Below are 18206 nucleotides of genomic sequence, written 5' to 3'. Positions count from 1 at the left end.
GAAGGATCGCAATTCAAAACCCTGCAAGGCTTAATTTTCTTATATTCGCGGGCACAAAAAATGATGCCCCACAGCCATTTATTTCGCAATTGTTTTACCCATTCTGAAAATATAAACCCAAAGTCATGACTATCACGACTGAGATTTACAAACCCAAAAACCACATCCGGATCGTTACAGCAGCCTCGCTGTTTGACGGGCATGATGCGGCGATCAATATCATGCGCCGGATCATACAATCCACCGGTTGTGAAGTGATTCACCTCGGACACAACCGTTCTGTCCAGGAAATCGTCGATTGTGCGATTCAGGAGGATGTGCAGGCAATTGCCATTACTTCCTATCAGGGCGGTCACGTGGAATTTTTCAAGTACATGTATGATTTGCTTCGAGAAAAAGGTTCCGGGCATGTCAAGATTTTTGGAGGAGGTGGAGGCACCATCCTGCCGGAGGAAATCAAGGAACTTCATGGCTACGGAATTACCCGCATTTATGCGCCTGATGATGGACGTGCGATGGGCCTGCAGGGGATGATCAATGATCTGGTTCAGAGATGCGACTTTCCGATCGGTGATGAATTGCCGGAGGAATTTTCCCTGGTCAAAGAACACAAAGAGCATGTCGCGCGGGCAATTTCCGCTTTTGAAAACTTCCCTGAAAACTCCAAATCACTGCTGGAAACAGTAAGAAAGCAGAGTAAAACTTCATTGACGCCGGTTTTGGGAATCACCGGAACCGGTGGAGCAGGAAAATCCTCTTTGGTGGATGAACTGGTTAGGAGATTTCTAATTGACTTTGAAGAGAAAACTCTGGCTATAATTTCAGTCGATCCCTCCAAACGAAAAACCGGTGGGGCACTTTTGGGAGACAGAATCCGCATGAATTCGATCCATCATCCCAGGGTTTTTATGCGCTCCTTGGCTACCCGTCAATCCAACTTGGCACTTTCCAAATACGTGCAGGATGCAGTGGATACGGTGAAGGCTGCCGGTTTTGATCTTATTATCCTTGAAACTTCGGGAATCGGGCAGTCGGATACGGAGATCATCGAGCATTCCGATCTTTCGCTCTATGTGATGACACCTGAATACGGTGCAGCTTCTCAATTGGAGAAGATCGACATGCTGGACTTTGCCGACGTGATCGCGCTCAATAAGTTTGATAAGCGTGGAGCACTCGATGCGATCCGGGATGTGAAAAAGCAATTCAAGCGAAACCACAACCTTTGGGATATCGAGGACGAAAAGATTCCTGTGTTCGGCACGATCGCTTCCCAATTCAATGACCCCGGAATGAATCAATTGTACCGGGCGGTCATTGGAAAAGTCAATGAAAAATTCCACGGTTGGGAAAGCAGTTTTGAAATGACTGCGGGCACTTCTGAGAAAATCTATATCATTCCTCCAGCACGGACCCGATACCTAAGCGAAATCACCGAGAACAATCGCAATTACGACAAGTGGGTCGAGGAGCAAAAGGAAATCGCTCAACAACTCTACAGCATTCAAAAGTCTATTGAAGCCATCAAGTCAACCAATGTGGCTGACAAGGATCGACTGATCAAGGAACTTCAGGAAGTCTATGCCCAAGTGGAATTGAATCTGGATCCGAAAAATAAGAAATGGCTGGAGGAGTGGCCCGGTGAAGCGGCCAAATACAAGGAAGATTATTATGTATTTAAAGTCAGAGAAAAGGAAATAAAAATCCAAACTATCTCTTTTTCTCTTTCAGGTTCCCGGATTCCAAAAGTTGCCTTGCCAAAGTATGAAGCTTGGGGAGAGCTGCTGAAATGGGGCTTGAGAGAAAATGTACCAGGTCAATTTCCCTATACTTCGGGAGTTTTTCCTTTCAAAAGAGAAGGGGAGGACCCTACCCGGATGTTTGCCGGAGAAGGCGGACCTGAGCGCACCAACAAACGCTTTCATTATGTGTCAGCGGGGATGCCTGCAAAGCGCCTTTCCACGGCTTTTGATTCGGTGACTTTGTATGGGGAAGACCCGGACTACAGGCCGGATATCTATGGTAAAATCGGTAACTCCGGTGTCAATGTTTGCTGTCTGGATGATGCCAAAAAACTCTATTCAGGTTTCAATCTGGTAGATCCGATGACCTCCGTTTCCATGACGATCAATGGCCCTGCTGCTACGATGACCGCATTTTTCATGAATGCTGCCATCGATCAGCAATGTGAAGTATACATAAAGGCCAATGGTTTGGAGGAAGAAGTTCAGGCAAAAATCGATTCTATCTACAAAGACAAAGGGTTTCCAAGACCAACCTACAACGGAGTAATTCCGGATGGAAACAACGGCTTGGGTTTGATGCTTTTGGGGGTGACAGGAGATTTGGTTTTACCAAAAGAGGTCTATGAAAAGATCAAAGCCGATACACTTTCCAAAGTTCGTGGCACAGTGCAAGCGGATATTTTGAAAGAAGATCAGGCTCAAAACACCTGTATTTTCTCAACCGAATTTTCCCTCAGATTGATGGGGGATGTGCAGCAATATTTCATTGAACAGAGTGTTCGGAATTTCTATTCTGTTTCCATTTCCGGATATCACATTGCTGAGGCCGGAGCCAATCCGATCACGCAATTGGCGCTGACGCTTTCCAACGGGTTCACCTACGTGGAATATTACGTTTCTCGGGGAATGAACATCAATGATTTTGCGCCAAACCTATCCTTTTTCTTTTCCAATGGAGTCGATCCGGAATACGCAGTTATCGGGCGCGTGGCAAGAAGAATCTGGGCAAAAGCATTGAAACTGAAATACGGTGCAAACGAGCGCTCCCAGATGCTGAAGTACCACATTCAGACTTCCGGGCGCTCACTTCACGCTCAGGAAATTGACTTCAACGATATCCGAACAACACTTCAGGCTTTGTATGCGATTTATGACAACTGTAATTCCCTGCATACCAATGCTTACGATGAAGCAATCACGACGCCAACCGAAGCATCTGTTCGCCGGGCGATGGCTATCCAGTTGATTATCAACAAAGAATTGGGTCTATCTAAAAATGAAAACCCGCTTCAAGGCGCCTTCATCATCGAGGAATTGACTGATCTGGTAGAGGAAGCAGTATATGAGGAGTTTGACCGAATCACCGAAAGAGGTGGAGTTTTGGGTGCCATGGAGACCATGTATCAGCGCGGAAAAATCCAGGAGGAAAGTCTGCACTACGAAATGCTCAAGCATACAGGAGAATTCCCGATTATCGGGGTAAACACATTCCTCTCCTCTGAAGGATCTCCAACCGTGACTCCAGGTGAAGTGATCAGGGCCAACTTTGAGGAAAAGGAAGCTCAGATTCAAACCTTGAGGAACTTACACGAGGCTTTTGATGGTTTGGAGCATGAATTATTGACAGATCTGCAAAAGGCGGCTGTATCTAATGAAAACGTCTTTACCAAACTCATGGAAGCTGCCAAATTTTGTTCTTTGGGACAGATTACACACGCCTTGTATGAAGTTGGAGGTCAATACAGAAGGAATATGTAAAATTTGGAAGACCGAAGACCGGAGACGGAAGATCGAAAATCATTCTGCTTCGGGAGAAGCAGCCAAGCTGAAATCCCGTAAATCGTAAATCAAAAATCCTAAATATAAATGGCAAATAAGCGAAACGTGACCGTCCGCATGAAGGCGGATCTGGAATATGAAGCCCGCAATGCACAGGGCAATATGGTTAATATCGACATGTACGATCCTGAGCATAAGCATGCTCAATCACCTATGGATTTGTTGCTTTCTGCTTTGGGTAGTTGTGCTTCGGTGGATGCGGTGTTGATGATGAAGAAAAAGAGAAGAGAAATTCTTGATTTTTTTGTAACTGTAGAAGGAATCCGAAATGACGGTGTTCCTGCGTTTTTTACTGACATCGAACTGAAGTTTACTATCGTTTCTCCAAACGCCACTGAAGAGGAATTTTCCAAAGTGGTGGCCTTGTCAGTAGAGAAGTATTGCTCCGTAGCTTCCTCGCTGAAATCCAGGATTACATTCAAATCTGAAGTCAGAAGACCCGAATGAGAGTGGTTAAAGAATTGATCCGGGAGGAGGTGAGAATCAGCATTTTCTCCTGGAACAATAAGTATATCCTCAAGTTTGAGTTGGGTCCCATGGAGCAGACTTTTAAGCTGAATGAAATGGATGTATTGGAGGAGTCTGAGCTGGATTCCTTTTTGGAAGGAGATTTTTTTGAAAAAGTAAAGCGAAGATTTGATGAAATGGGAATTACTTTTCGTTCGCAGTTGGAAAATCTCTAATTTCCCTGAAATCGGTTGGTGTTATGCGTTTTCTTAAGGGAATACAGGTTTTCCTTTCAGCTTCAGTTTTATTTGTAGGATGCAGTCCTTCTTTGGAAAAAGTCCCTGAAGAAAATTTCCAAAAAATGAGATCCTTGATCCAGGATATGGAAACGAAGGGTGCAGTAATGGCTGAGAAATTAGACACTGTTGCGCATTTTTATGAATACATTCTAACCAAAAAAGACTCTATCCTCAAGAATCCGAGAACCAACCCATACAAATTTGAGGGAGCTTTCTCTACAAATCTTCCCGGTCAGGATTCCACTCTCAGTTCCCTAATAATCCTCAATCCTACCCCAAACAGGCAAAAAGCTGAGGAGGAAGTGATTTTGACAAATGTGCTGGACAGTGTATTTGCTGCTTTCAAAAGCAGTAACAGGATGGCAGTGCAAGTTTATTCCAATTCGGCCATGCAGGTGAGCCGGGTGTATCCTGCCTATGATGCAAAAAACATCATTGATGCCAACATTGATGTGACTAAATTTAATTTTTACTACGAGGCAGATCTGGAGCATAATCCTACAAAAGGTCTTGTTTGGATACCAGAGGCCTATGTAGATCCTGCAGGCAAAGGTTGGATACTTTCCTTGGTTCATCCGATTTATGATGGGGAGGAGCTTTTTGCGGTTTTGGGAGTTGATTTTACCGTTACAGATTTCATTGAAGAATATTTAGCATCTGAGCCCGGTGAGTATATTCTGGTCAATTCCAATGGTGATATAGTGGCAGGCAAAGCCGAAGCAATTGAATTATTAAGTATGCCACCGCTGAAAAACCATGTTTATAGGGAAACAGTACAGTCGGATAATTTCAGGATTTCTGATTTTAACCTGTTCAACAGCAAAAGCAGAGAGGTGAGAAAAATGGCTCAGGGATTTCTCCTTGAAAAAAGTGAGCATTTTGAATTTCAGGAGGAAGCCAATTTAAGAAAGGCTATTTGTGTTCCTTTTGTTTCTATAGGGTGGTTTTTGATTGAAATATTCCCCAATAACTGATGGCTGGAAATTTCATAGATCGTTCAAAATTCTGGCAGACTACTGTGGTAGGAAGCATCCTGGTGGTCCTGGTTATTGTTTTGGGCTTCAGTTTTTTCAATGCGATCTTTTTTGCCCAGGTAAACTCCAGAAAGGAATTTTTGATTAATCAAACCGAGCTTGCTGCCAGGGGCTTGGAAATGGACTTGCACCGCTTCAAGGAAGAGTCAAAAATATTGGTTTCTTTTCTGGAGGACCCCGATCTTGATGAAGAGGATTATCGTGATGAATTTACAGTGATGGCGAGAAGGACATTTACGACCTTTTCGGGGATGATTGATTCCATTTGGGTAGATATGAATGATTCTGTCCTGGTTTTTACCATGACTGAAAGAAATGATTTCATCAGAAAAAAAACCAACAAGCCATTTCCAGAAAAATTCCATGATTCAAAGCTTTTAGTAACTGGTAAATTAGGCCATCGGATTCTTTATTCAATCGATATTCTGGGATATTCCAGAGAATACGCCACCAATTTTTATTTGAACCCTGGGGGAGAAAAATTTTTGTATTACGACTCCACCTTGATTCCTATCGGTCTTCATGAGGATGTGGAGCAGGTCAATCTTGCAGAAAAAGACCTGGTTCGAATTGAGACGGATATTAATTTGGGTCTCAAGGGATTTTATGAAGTCAAGTGGAGCAAGGGTAGTGAAGACTTTGAGGGAATTCTTGCCCAATATCCCTTTTCCTTTGCCAATGGGGAAATCCCTGCTTCTTTGGTCTTTTTTGTTCCGATGGAAGGACTCTCCACAGGGTTTTACAGTACCTATATTTATTTCTTTTTGGGGATAGTTGGCCTTTTGATCGGTACAGTTTCATTTTTCATCCTGTCTCTAAAGGGGAATATGGATTCCATCAAGGTTCAGGAAGAAAACCTGGGAGAGATTTCCAGATTGTTTGACCAGCAAAACCTGCTCTTGCAAGAATTGAAGGGCTTTGTTTTTTTTCATGATTACAAAGGTGAAATCACCAAGGTGTCTAAAGAAGTCGAAGGAGTATTGGGACATTCTATCGAAGAATTTGTGGAGGCTTTTAAGGTGGACTCCACCCACCCTCAGGCAAATTTAGTGAAGTCTCATACCATCAAAGCGCTGTCTGAAGGAAAGGATTTTGTCGATCTTGAATACGATTTTGTCAAACCGAATGGCGAGAAAATCTGGGTAAGGGTTTTTGAAAAGTTGATTTTTGATGAACAGGGAAGGTTTTCCGGTGGAATGGGGATCGGGACTGACATTACTTCCCAGTTCCTTTCCAGACAGGAAATAATCCAAAGTGAAAACAGGCTTAGGACCTTGATCAGCAACATTCCTGATACAATTTTTATTTATGACAACGAAGGCATTGTCTTGGATTTCCATGTTCAGGATAAGAAAGGACTGCATGAACCTGCTATGGCTGCCTTGGGAAAATCGCTTAAGGAATTTGTACCGCATGGTCAGGCTGAGGACCTTTTGAGGGTATTTCACAAGGCAAAAACTACCAGCAGTATTCAGACGATAGATGTAGTATGGCAAACTTCCATGGGGGATAGACACCATGAGATGCGTTTTTTTCCATTGGATGAAAATCAGATCATGTCTATTTCCAAAGATATTACCGGACAAAAAATCTGGGAAAAAGGTCTTGTCGAGGCAATGAATGCAGCTGATCTGGCAAGCAAAGCGAAATCTGAGTTTTTGGCAAACATGAGCCACGAGATCCGAACCCCGATGAACGGCTTGTTGGGGATTATCGATTTGCTTGAGAGTACCAACCTCAATAAAATCCAAAAACAGTATGTCGAAATCATCAAAAACTCAGGCAATTCCCTTTTGACGATCATTCGGGATATTCTTGATTATTCAAAGATAGAATCCGGAAAAATCCAGATTCAGAACATTGTTTTTGATCCTGAAGAAGAATTGAAGGACCAAATAAAAATTCTTTCTGGACTTGCAGGCAAGAAAAACATCAAAATAGAAGTAAGCATTGGCTTCCTGGGGAATATTTTTTTGGAAGGAGACAAAGGAAAAATCAATCAGATCCTATTGAACCTGATCGGAAATGCGATCAAATTTACTCCGGAGCATGGAACAGTAGGTGTAGTAATGGATTTGAGTGCCGTGGATGATCTTTTCTATGTTTTATCATTTCAAATTACCGATACAGGAATCGGAATTTCGAAAGAGCATCTGGAGCATTTGGCAGATCCTTTTTACCAAGTGGAAAGTTCCAATACCAGAACCTATCAGGGAACCGGCCTAGGCCTCGCAATTGCCAAGAAAATCATTGAATTGATGGGGGGGCAGCTTGAAATCGAAAGCGAAATTGGCAAAGGTTCGGTGTTCAGCTTTTCGGTGATTGTCAAAAAAGCAGATCAAAATATCATCACCCCAGAAAGTCAGGAATTGACTTGGAAAGATATCCGGGAAATGGGGACGGTATTTCCATTACGAATACTTTTGGCAGAGGACAATGATCTGAATCTTCAGCTCATGACCTTGATGTTTCAGCAGTTGGGCTTTCAGTTTGAAGTGGCTCAAAATGGGGAAGAGGCTCTCGAAAAGGTGAAAAACCAGGACTTTGATGTGATCTTGATGGATGTGCAGATGCCTTTGATGAACGGATTGGAGGCTACCAGAGAAATCAGAAAGCTGAAAGGGAAGAGCAATCTAGTTATAATCGGACTATCAGCCAACGTGTTTGAGGAGGACCAAAAAAAGGCTCTGGAATCTGGAATGGATGATTATCTGACCAAGCCGATCCGTCTGGCCTCTTTGGCAGACAAGTTGGAATTTTACTATCGAAAGATGCGTGAGAGGGTCGGATGAAAAATAGAATGGCCCCGGATCATTCCGGGGCCATTCCCATTTATAAGCCAGTATGAAGGTCAAACTCCTCCAGATAATCAGCAACTCTCCTGACAAACATTCCGCCTAAAGCACCATCGACCACTCGATGGTCATAGGAGTGGGATAGGAACATTTTGTGGCGGATGGCAATCACATCACCAGTTGGAGTCTCAACGACAGCCGGCTTTTTGACTATGGCACCAACTGCCATGATGGCTACCTGTGGCTGGGGGATGATCGGTGTGCCCATGATATTTCCAAAGGACCCCACATTGGATACCGTATAGGTGCCACCTGCCAGGTCATCTGCAGTGAGTTTGTTATTTCTTGCCCGGTTGGCCAGTTCATTTACTTTGTTGGAAATACCCACGAGATTTAACTGATCGGCATTTCTGATAACTGGAACGATTAGGTTTCCTGAGGGAAGTGCCACAGCCATTCCTACGTTGATGTCTTTCTTTTTGATGATTCTTTCACCGTCAACAGAAATATTGATCATCGGAAAGTCACGGATCGCTTTTGCTACGGCTTCTATGAAAAAAGGAGTATAGGTAATTCCTTCTCCATATTTGGCTTTGTAGGCCAATTTGTTCTTTTCCCTCCAGAGCACAATATTGGTCATGTCCACTTCCACAAAGGAGGTGACGTGTGCAGATATGCGCTTGGACTCCACCATCCGCAGCGCGATCATCTTTCTCATCCGATCCATTTCGATGATTTCATCGGTGGCTGAGATACTGATCTGTGCCTTTGGTTCGGAAATGGAAGGAATCGATTTTACATTTTGCTTTTGGACTTCAGACTCTTTTCGCGTTTTGATAAAACCCAAAATGTCGTCTTTGGTGACTCGGCCGTCTTTTCCGCTACCCGGAATTCTGGAGAGTTCCATACCGGAGATTCCCTCCTCCTTGGCGATGTTTTTCACTAAGGGTGAATAGAATCGTCCATCAGCAGACGGGGTTTCATTTTCAGGTTCAGGGATGGATAGGATCGCAGCAGTATTTGCAGGTGCGGCTGCTACCAATTCTTCTTTGGAAGAAGCTTTTTCTTTCTTTGGGGCGGGAGTGGCAACTCCATTTTCAGAGGCAGTTTCAATAACCGCGATCGGAGCACCCACAGCTACGACATCTCCTTCCTTGGCAAGGATCTTTGTAAGTATTCCCCCATGTGTGGCAGGAACTTCTGTGTCAACTTTGTCAGTGGCCACCTCTAGGACAGACTCGTCTTGCTCAATGGAATCTCCTTCCTTTTTCAGCCAGGTGAGGATGGTGCCTTCTATGATACTTTCACCCATTTTGGGCATCAGCATTTCTACACTTGCCATAGCGATTGAGGTAATTTAATTGGGTTTAAATTCAAGTTTTAAAATTAAATTTTCTTTAACTCCTACCCAAACCATGATAGTAAAATTTTATTTGTTATTCTGAATAAGGCAAATCCTTAACAAATTCAAAACAGCAACCCCGGTTAATTGAATATTCAGCAACCTGTCCTGGGTCAGTTGGAGTTTTTTTGCCTCAGCAAATCTCTCTCCGGCACAGGCGATCCAGACTGTTCCAACCGGTTTTTCCTCAGACCCACCATCCGGCCCGGCGATTCCACTGCTTGAAAGTCCAAAATCCGCTCCAAAGAGTTTTCGCACGCCTTCGGCCATTTCCAGAACAGTTTCTTCACTTACCGCCCCATAGGAGTTCAGAGTTTCTGCTTTTACACCCAGGATATTTTGCTTAAACTGATTGTGATAAGGAACTACCGATCCGTTGAAGTAATCGGAACTGCCTGGAATGCTGGTGACCAAATGCGAAATGTAGCCTCCTGAGCAGCTTTCGGCCAAAGCTAAAGTTTTCCCTTTGCTCTTCAAAAGTTTTCCGATGGCAGATTCGAGGCTTTCTTCATCAAAACCATAGACGAATTTATCGATCAGGGGCATGACGAGTTCAATCTGTTTGGCAACTTCCCCTTGAAGTTTTACCCTGTCATTTCCAAAAGCTGTCAGTCTAAGTTTCACATGCCCAGGTGATGGAAGATAGGCCAGGCGGATGTGTTCAGGAAGCGCATCTTCCCAATTTTTGATCAGATCCGCGAGCCAGCTTTCTCCGATTCCAACAGTTTTCATCACCTTGTGATAGATCACCGGTAGGTCAAAAAGCTCTGGCAATTTGGGAAGGACAAAATCCTTCATCAGCTTTTTCATCTCATACGGTACGCCCGGCATAGACATCCAATAGGTGCCATTCCGCTCAAACCACATTCCCGGTGCCGTTCCAACTTCATTTGGCACATAGGTACAGCAAGAGGGAAGGTGGCCCTGAAGTGTATTCAGCGGAGTCATTTCCCGTCCCCGTCTTTTGAAGAAATCAGTGACAGCGGCCACTGCCTCTGGAAACTCGATGATTTCGCAGCCAAAGTATTCTGCCAAAAGAGGTTTGGTCAGGTCATCCTGTGTTGGTCCCAATCCACCGGTGATCAGGATCAGGTCAGCGCGTTTCTCTGCTTCAGCGAATGCAGTTAAAATATCCGTCCTATTGTCTCCAACGGTCGTTTTTCGGACCACTTTTGCGCCCAAAAGATCCAGTTCCTGGCTGATCCAATGGGAATTGGTGTCCATGATTTGACCATAGAGCAATTCATCTCCTATGGCTATGATTTCTGCTTTTACAAGTACCATTCTGGAATTTGGGTTTATCTGACTTTGGCTTTTCTGATGATTTTGGAGAAAACGGATGGAAGGAATCGCTTGAGGTAGATGGCCATGGTTTCCTTTCCCCCGATATAGACTTCCTCTTTCTTTTGTGTAATGGCGGAGAATATCTCGGCTGCACAGTCCTCCGGGCTCATGCCATTGGCTTGGGCCTCATCCATCTGGCCAAGGGCGGTTCCATCAGCGGTGATGGCATTGACCGAGACATTGGTTCGGATAAAACCCGGGCAGATCATCGTCACTGCTATGTTGTCCAGATGGTGCTCTGCTCTAAGCGTATCGAAAAAACCATGTAAGGCATGCTTGGAAGCTGCGTAAGAAGATCTGTAAGGAGACTCGATCTTGCCGACCAGGGAGCTAATCACTGCAAATTGGCCGGTTTTCCGGGAGATGAAGTTGGGAAGAAGGGCCTTCGTCAAAGCGATCGTTCCGAAGAAATTGACCTCCATTAGCTTGCGATCCACCTCCAGGCCAGTCTCACGGATCAAAGACCTTTGGCTAATACCACCATTGTGCAGCATCACATTCACCTGTCCAAAGTACCCGATTGCTTGGGTCACTTTGGATTCAAATGAGGGAATGTCTGTCAAATCAAGGGGCAAAACCAATACTTCAGAGGGATGGGCGCACTCGTCCTTCACCCGGTTGAGTTCCTGTTCCTTCCTGGCTGAAATGATCACTTGATATCCTTCTTTTGAAAATTTTTTGGCTGCAGCCTCGCCGATTCCAGAAGATGCTCCTGTGATCCAAATGACAGGTTTCGTCATGGCTTTGTTATTTTTTCGTAAGTCACAAAGGAAAATGGGTATTCGTTTCTCTCGTCGGCAGGGTGGTCCTCTCTTCCGGTTTCCAGCCAAATTTTAGAATCGATCTCGGGAAAAAAGGTGTCACCATCTGGACTTGCCTCTACATCGGTAATCTCAAGCCTATCGCAGAGGTTTAGCGTTTCACCGTAGATCTGCCCGCCTCCGATAATGTAAAGCTTTTCGACCCCAACTTTGTTGCAAAAAATGAAAGCTTCCTCAACGGATGAAAAGGCATAGTGGCCTTCGGGAACGGAGAAATCGGGGTTTCGGCTAACAATGATGTGGGTCCGGTTTGGAAGCGGTTTACCCAGCGATTCGTAAGTTTTTCTTCCCATCAGGATGTAATGACCGGAAGTTAGATTTTTAAATCGCTTGAGGTCAGCAGAAAGCTTCCAAATGAGCTGATTGTCTTTGCCGATAACGTTGTTTTTGGCTTTGGCTGCAATGAGTATAAGTTGCACAGGGCTTCAAAGTTTGGCTTGAAGTTACCAGTCTTTGGAAAGGAAAAAATGAAAAAGGGTAGAAAAACTACCCTTTTTGCTGATTATTTGTTTGCACCTGCCATCATGTTGGGATAGTCGGACATCTGGAATTTTTTAGGACTGTCCGTCTCGAGTTCGATCACTTTCATATCGGTGACAGCGCCCTCTTTGTCAGTAAAGATCATTTCCATAAAAGTGCCTTTTGGGGCATTGGAAAACATGGAGGAATAGCGCTCAATTGTCTTGCTTGATACCATCGGATTGCTTTGTGGAGAAAACATCGAAACCCCGGCAATCGGCTCCTCTGTGACCCAGTACCTCCCTTCGCCATCTTCGGTCGTGACCAGGTATTCCTCACAGGAATAGCCGAGGATAGTTTTGGAATTTCCTGTTTTGGTGATCTTATAGTCCGGCTGCTCAAGTTGTTTCTCGGCTTCTTCATCTACCATTCCCTGCATTTTGTCGTAGTCCAGTTTCATGGCCATACTTGATTTTTCACCTTTATCTTCCAGCAAGATGACCATCGCTTGGTTTTTGGTGTCCATGATTGTGGTAGTAGTAGTTTCCGATTGCTTGGGATCAGCGAAGGCCATTCCCATGAACTCTGTATTGGAGGAAAGCAAATACTGAATCTTAACCGGGTCTTCAGCCTTGCCTTTCTTGTCCGTGCTGGTCACCTCCATCACCATGTAGCCAGTAAACGAATAGTCTGTTTCGGTAGGTGCCTGCTCCATCAAACCACCAAACATCCCATCGATCGCATCATTTGTTGCCTTTTCGGAGGATTCCCTTGTCTTCTTGGTTGCGGCGTTTTCCGCACCTTGAGCAGCGGCGTTTTGGATTTTCTTCAAAAGCTGGGCCTGAGCAGGCAATGCAATCATATACCCAGCAAGAATGAGGATACTTAAAATTGACTTTCTCATGATATTATTTTTAAAAATTCATTTCAATTTCCTAAAAATCAGCAACATGAAAAATAGAAATCGTAATTAATGCAACCTCAGAGTTTGATTCCTCTGAGAAGTTCTTCTGTCTTCATTCGTTTTTTGCCCTCTATTTGGAGCTCCAAAACCATCAATACTCCGGCGCCAGTCTGAAATTTCAGATAGCTTTTTCCATCGGATTCCCAATCACCTGCTTGTTTTCCGGACAGATTTTCTGAAGAAAATCCCGACTTGAAAATTTTGCAGGTCTTGCCCTGAAATTCTGTCCAAGCCGCAGGGTAGGGAGATAATCCACGGATCAGGTTGTGGATGGATTCCGCTGAGTCTGTCCAGTCGATCTTGCCTGTTTCCTTGAAGATCTTCGGCGCGTGATGCATGGCTTTTGACTCGTCCTGGACAGTCGGGTTAACTTCGCCTTTGGAGATTGCTTCCACGGTTTTGACAACCAAATCGGCTCCTATTGTCATCAGCTTTTCATAGACCGAACCTAGATCATCTTCTGCCAGGATCTGGACTTTTTCTTGGAAAATGATACTCCCGGTGTCAATCTCATGTTTGAGAAGGAAGGTGGTCACTCCAGTTTCCTTTTCCCCGTTAATGATGGCCCAGTTGATCGGAGCTGCACCGCGGTAATTGGGCAGGAGGGAGGCGTGAAGATTAAATGTGCCCAGAGGTGGCATGTTCCAAACAGCTTCAGGAAGCATGCGAAAAGCGACTACGATCTGAAGATCGGCTTTAAGATCTCTCAACTCCTGATGGAATTCTGGGTTTTTAAGGTTGGTAGGCTGGAGGATTTGCAGGCCAAGTATTTCAGCCGCTTCTTTGACCGGGGAACCGACCAGTTTTTGGCCGCGGCCTTGGGGTTTGTCGGGAGCGGTGATCACGGCGACAACATTCCAGCCGTTTTCCACCAGTTTTTCAAGCGCAGGCACGGCAAATTCCGGCGTGCCCATGTAGATGATCCTTAGATTTTTTTCTATCACTTCGTTATTCAACATTCGGTATTCGGTGTTCGAGATTTGAGATTTGATGCTTTGACAAGCTCAGCACAGGAATTCCAGATTTGAAATTTGAATTTCCCAAAGCGATGATGCCCTCGTAGTCGAGCATGTCCGACTTGTATTTTTTACCATCTGCCACGGTTAATTTCAGTTGGGTAGTGGTACTAACCAACTGACTTCTCTCTTTTTTGAGTTTGGCTTTGAGGTATTTCCAGTAGTTGCGGGTTTTCCAATAGTCGTCCTGGTTGGTCAGCACAGCGATGATATCCAATACCGAAAACCACCATTTGGCGTTTGCCTCGTCCCAAAGGGCACGTACCTCCCGGTCGTCAAAAAATCGGATGGATAGTTTTTGGAGATCTTTCATGAGATAAAGTATTGAATTTGAAATTTGAGATTTGAAATTCGAAATCACGTCAACTCAAATTCACTTTGTATTTCAGAATTCAATTGAGATTTTAACTTTTCCCCCTAAGCCTTTTTCCACGATTTCATAGAGTGTTTTAAGTGTCAGATTGCTCCCGTTATTCTCAATTCTTGAGATATATGCTCTATTTTTATCAACCAAATCCGCCAGTTGTTCTTGCGTCATTTTTTTTTCTTCGCGGGCTTTTTTTAGCATCAATCCTATTTTGAAGGATTCAAAATCCCGTTCAAGTCCGTCTCTTCTCAGCGTTCCTTTTTCTCCGTAGACTTCGTCTTTGATTGTGCTCCAAGATTTAGTGCTCATAGTTTTATTCAGTAACTCTTGAGTCAAAACCCAAATTCCTACTTATAAATCAAATACTTCTCTCTTTTGACTTTGTAAGCATCCAGTCCCGCCTTCCAGCTTTCCCGGATTTCAGCCTCGCTTTTTCCGGCCAAAATCTGCTTTTTCAGTTCGTCTGTGCCCACCAAAGTATTGAAGTAATTGTTGAAAAACTTCTCTTTCATGCCAGATTTGGAGTAGGCGTCCAGGAGGTATTTCAGCGTAAAGTGATGGTCCATCGATTCCCCTCTCAGGTCCACGCCATAGCAGAGTTTGTCCTGAAGTGGAGGAGTTTTGGACATGCCGTCTATGCTGACAGGAGTAAATTGAAAATCCCCGAATTTTGGATCAGGATAGCCATACACCTGAAAAGGGAAATGGGTGCCCCGGCCCAGCGAAACGACCGTTCCTTCAAAAAGGCAGGTGCTCGGATATAGCTTAATCGCCAGATCGGTGGGTAAATTTGGCGAGGGCTTAACAGGGAGGCTGTAGGCTGTCTGGTGAGTCCAGTTTGCCACTGGGATCACTTCCAAATCCACCGTCAGTCCTCCTTTTAACCATTTTTCTCCGTTGATCATCTTCGCCAATTCACCTACTGTTAATCCATGGACGATTGGGATATTGTGCATTCCGACGAAAGATTCAAAGCCGGGTTTCAGCATCGGTCCGTCGATGTAGCCGCCATTGGGATTGGGGCGGTCAAAGATGATGACCTTTTTGCCCTGCTCGGCACATGCCTCCATCACATAATGCATCGTACTGATATAGGTGAAAAATCGGGTGCCTACATCCTGGAGGTCGAAGATGACCACATCGAGATCAGCGATTTGGGCGGCGGATGGTTTCTTGTTGTTTCCATAGAGGGAAACAATCGGCAGTCCGGTCTTTTGGTCAATGCTGTTGTCGACTTTTTCTCCTGCATCGGCCGTACCCCGGAATCCATGCTCAGGCACGAATACCTTTTTTACCTGAATCCCTTTTTCCAACAGAAAATCCACCACATGCTTGTTGTCTGATTGGGGCATGATGCTGGTTTGGTTGCCTACAAAGCCAACTTTTTTTCCCTCAAGAAGTGGGAGAAAAAGCTCAGGCCGCTCGGAACCCGTCAGAACTTGCTGTTGGGAAAAAACAGAAGAGGAGTAACAAAACGAGAGCGTAAAAGCCAAAAAGTAAATCAGGAATGAATATTTCGTTTGCTTCATGCTATTTTGCGGGGATTTTGAACAAATTAAAAGGATTATCCGATCCTATGCTAGCAGATTCAGGTTTGATTGAAGAACGGCGGATAATCGTTCAAGGTCGACAGTTGACCGTCAACCGGGGACGGCCAATCCAAGTAAAAACGCAGGGGAATTCTTGTTCGTTTACCAAGTTTTAAACCTAAAAAGCACCTTTTTGAACCTTTCCTATTTCATTGCCAAAAGAATCAGTTTCAAGCAGACCGGAGGTTTTTCCGGGACGATTCACCGCATAGCAGTGGGAAGTCTGGCCTTGGGATTGGGGGTTTCTATCCTGGCGTTCATGGTGCTTGGCGGATTTCAGGGTTCAATATCCGATCGGGTTTTTGGATTTACCGGACATTACCAGGTGCAGCGATTTCAGATGAGCAATGCCTTTGAAGAAGCTCCTTTTTCTCTCAATTCCGAGTTTATCCAAAACTCCAAAAAACTGCCTTTTCTGAAGCGAATCCAGTCTTTTGCACACAAGGCAGCGCTTATTAAAGGCGACCAGGAAGTGGAAGGAATACTGATGAAAGGGGTAGGAAAGGACTTTGATACTCTGGCGTTTTCCCGATACTTGGTCGAGGGGAGAATGCTTCATCTGCCAGATTCCGGGGTCAGCAATGAGATCATGTTGAGCAAGTTGGTTGCCAATAAGTTGTGGCTAAAAGTCGGCGACAAGGTGACCCTGTATTTTGTGCAGGATCCGCCCAGGTTTAGAAGGGTGGAAGTCGTAGGGATTTTTGAAACTTACCTTGAGAATTTTGATGAAAAAATCGTGGTGGGTGAGCTTCAGACGATTCGAAATCTCAACGGCTGGACTCCGGACCAGGTCGGAGGCCTGGAGCTGTTTGTGGATGATCCCAAAAAGAACGCCTCCTATTTTTCCCTGATCGAAAATGAACTGGATCTGAATCTGAAGTTGATAGACAGTAGAGAGAGGTTTCTGGAAATTTTTGACTGGCTCACCTTGCTGGATACGAATGTGGTAGTGTTTATTTCCCTGATCGGTTTCGTGGCGATTTTCAATATGGGAGCAATTCTTTTTATCCTGATCATGGAGCGCACGCAGATGATAGGATTACTCAAGGCATTGGGAGCCAGAAACGGACAAATCCGACTGATTTTCTTTTGGAACGGGATGAAAATTCTCGGAAAAGGCTTACTTCTGGGTAATCTCTTCGGTCTGGGAATCGGGTTTTTGCAAGATCAGTTTAAACTGGTTCCTCTGGAGGCAGCCAGTTACTACATGACTTATGTGCCGATAGAGTGGAATTGGCCGATGTTTATCTGGCTCAATCTCGGGATTGCCCTGCTGACTTCCCTCGTTTTGTGGATTCCGGTAATGGTGATTTCCAGAATCGACCCGATCAAATCGATCCGCTTCGATTGAGTTTGTAGGGGGAGAAGATACTTTTGATTTTCATCCAAATCACACCCAAAACAGCCTCCTTAAAGATCTTGGTGCTCATTTTCGAGGTTCCCTTTGTTCGGTCAGTAAAAATGATCGGAACCTCCACGATTCTAAATCCAAGATTCCAGGTGGTGAATTTCATCTCGATCTGGAATGCGTAACCGATGAAACGGATTCCGTCCAGTTGAATGCCTTCAAGCACACTTCTGTGATAGCATTTGAAACCGGCAGTTGCGTCTTTCACAGGAAGACCTGTGATGAATTTGACGTAAACACTGGCAAAGTAAGACATCAAAACACGGCCCATGGGCCAGTTGACGACATTGACTCCGGTGATGTATCTTGAACCAATTGCCAAATCATAGTTTCTGTCCTTCACGGCATCGTAAAGTCTGATCAGGTCTTTGGGATCATGCGAAAAATCACAGTCCATCTCAAAAATAAAATCATAAGATCGCTCCAATGCCCATTTGAAACCGGTGATATAAGCGGTACCAAGGCCCATTTTACCCTGTCGTTCCAATAGATGGAGGCGTTTGGGATAATCATTTTGGAGGGATTTGACTACCTCACCTGTTCCGTCGGGAGATCCGTCATCGATGACCAAAAGTTCAAAATCTCCATTCAACCCCATCACCGACTGAACCATATCGCTGATATTTTCCAGCTCATTGTATGTAGGGATGATGACGAGTTTGTGATGGGTCATAGGA

At 44.6% G+C, this 18206-nt stretch carries 16 protein-coding genes; 6 read left to right on the top strand and 10 right to left on the bottom strand.

Annotation, left to right across the window (positions count from 1 at the left end; genetic code table 11):
• Positions 1-125: 125 nt before the first annotated feature.
• From B0E43_RS26685 to B0E43_RS26665, 5 genes are all read left to right on the top strand, one after another.
• Complete coding sequence (locus B0E43_RS26685) at positions 126-3503, top strand: methylmalonyl-CoA mutase family protein (RefSeq protein WP_077347476.1); 3378 nt, start codon at positions 126-128, stop codon at positions 3501-3503.
• A gap of 108 nt (positions 3504-3611) precedes the next feature.
• On the top strand, positions 3612-4031 hold the full coding sequence (locus B0E43_RS26680) for an OsmC family protein (RefSeq protein ID WP_254423364.1): 420 nt from the start codon (positions 3612-3614) through the stop codon (positions 4029-4031).
• The gene (locus B0E43_RS26675) at positions 4028-4267 is read left to right on the top strand and encodes a hypothetical protein (RefSeq protein ID WP_077347474.1); all 240 of its coding nucleotides are present in this window, start codon (positions 4028-4030) and stop codon (positions 4265-4267) included. Before B0E43_RS26680 ends, B0E43_RS26675 begins: the two co-directional genes overlap by 4 nt.
• Positions 4268-4392: 125 nt before the next feature.
• Positions 4393-5304, top strand: coding sequence for a Cache sensor protein (locus B0E43_RS26670; RefSeq protein ID WP_139352668.1), 912 nt, complete (start codon positions 4393-4395; stop codon positions 5302-5304).
• A complete protein-coding gene (locus B0E43_RS26665; RefSeq protein ID WP_077347470.1) occupies positions 5304-8156 on the top strand; it encodes a PAS domain-containing hybrid sensor histidine kinase/response regulator in 2853 nt (950 codons plus the stop codon). The genes B0E43_RS26670 and B0E43_RS26665 overlap by 1 nt, the downstream gene beginning before the upstream one ends.
• A gap of 40 nt (positions 8157-8196) precedes the next feature.
• Here the strand turns inward: B0E43_RS26665 and B0E43_RS26660 are convergent, their stop codons facing one another.
• From B0E43_RS26660 to B0E43_RS26620, 9 genes are all read right to left on the bottom strand, one after another.
• Positions 8197-9501 carry a dihydrolipoamide acetyltransferase family protein gene (locus B0E43_RS26660; RefSeq protein ID WP_077347468.1) on the bottom strand — a complete coding sequence of 435 codons (1305 nt, stop codon included), beginning with the start codon at positions 9499-9501 and terminating at the stop codon, positions 8197-8199.
• Between the two features lie 87 nt (positions 9502-9588).
• Positions 9589-10845 carry a competence/damage-inducible protein A gene (locus B0E43_RS26655; RefSeq protein WP_077347466.1) on the bottom strand — a complete coding sequence of 419 codons (1257 nt, stop codon included), beginning with the start codon at positions 10843-10845 and terminating at the stop codon, positions 9589-9591.
• A gap of 14 nt (positions 10846-10859) precedes the next feature.
• Positions 10860-11645 (bottom strand): SDR family oxidoreductase, encoded by a 786-nt coding sequence (locus B0E43_RS26650; RefSeq protein ID WP_077347464.1) that lies wholly within the window; start codon positions 11643-11645, stop codon positions 10860-10862.
• Positions 11642-12145 (bottom strand): dihydrofolate reductase, encoded by a 504-nt coding sequence (locus B0E43_RS26645; RefSeq protein ID WP_077347462.1) that lies wholly within the window; start codon positions 12143-12145, stop codon positions 11642-11644. Before B0E43_RS26645 ends, B0E43_RS26650 begins: the two co-directional genes overlap by 4 nt.
• An 83-nt stretch (positions 12146-12228) precedes the next feature.
• The gene (locus B0E43_RS26640) at positions 12229-13089 is read right to left on the bottom strand and encodes a DUF4412 domain-containing protein (protein WP_077347460.1); all 861 of its coding nucleotides are present in this window, start codon (positions 13087-13089) and stop codon (positions 12229-12231) included.
• 77 nt (positions 13090-13166) lie between these two features.
• The gene (gene fmt, locus B0E43_RS26635; RefSeq protein WP_077347898.1) at positions 13167-14090 is read right to left on the bottom strand and encodes a methionyl-tRNA formyltransferase; all 924 of its coding nucleotides are present in this window, start codon (positions 14088-14090) and stop codon (positions 13167-13169) included.
• Positions 14091-14097: 7 nt separating this feature from the next.
• Positions 14098-14478, bottom strand: a complete 381-nt coding sequence (locus tag B0E43_RS26630; RefSeq protein ID WP_217349139.1) for a hypothetical protein — start codon at positions 14476-14478, stop codon at positions 14098-14100.
• 72 nt (positions 14479-14550) lie between these two features.
• Positions 14551-14841: a helix-turn-helix transcriptional regulator gene (locus tag B0E43_RS26625; protein WP_077347458.1), complete on the bottom strand. Its 291-nt coding sequence runs from the start codon at positions 14839-14841 to the stop codon at positions 14551-14553.
• 38 nt (positions 14842-14879) lie between these two features.
• Positions 14880-16061 carry an exo-beta-N-acetylmuramidase NamZ domain-containing protein gene (locus B0E43_RS26620; RefSeq protein ID WP_077347456.1) on the bottom strand — a complete coding sequence of 394 codons (1182 nt, stop codon included), beginning with the start codon at positions 16059-16061 and terminating at the stop codon, positions 14880-14882.
• Positions 16062-16254: 193 nt separating this feature from the next.
• Here B0E43_RS26620 and B0E43_RS26615 point away from each other — a divergent pair, with 193 nt between their 5' ends.
• On the top strand, positions 16255-17472 hold the full coding sequence (locus tag B0E43_RS26615; protein WP_077347454.1) for an FtsX-like permease family protein: 1218 nt from the start codon (positions 16255-16257) through the stop codon (positions 17470-17472).
• On the opposite strand, the gene B0E43_RS26610 is transcribed toward B0E43_RS26615, so the two are convergent.
• Complete coding sequence (locus B0E43_RS26610; RefSeq protein WP_077347452.1) at positions 17450-18202, bottom strand: polyprenol monophosphomannose synthase; 753 nt, start codon at positions 18200-18202, stop codon at positions 17450-17452. The genes B0E43_RS26615 and B0E43_RS26610 overlap by 23 nt on opposite strands.
• Between the last annotated feature and the right edge of the window lie 4 nt (positions 18203-18206).

This window comes from Algoriphagus sp. A40 (genome assembly GCF_002002735.1).
In the GTDB taxonomy this organism is placed as follows: Bacteria; Bacteroidota; Bacteroidia; order Cytophagales; family Cyclobacteriaceae; genus Algoriphagus.
This window is presented reverse-complemented; position numbering and strand designations above follow the sequence as displayed.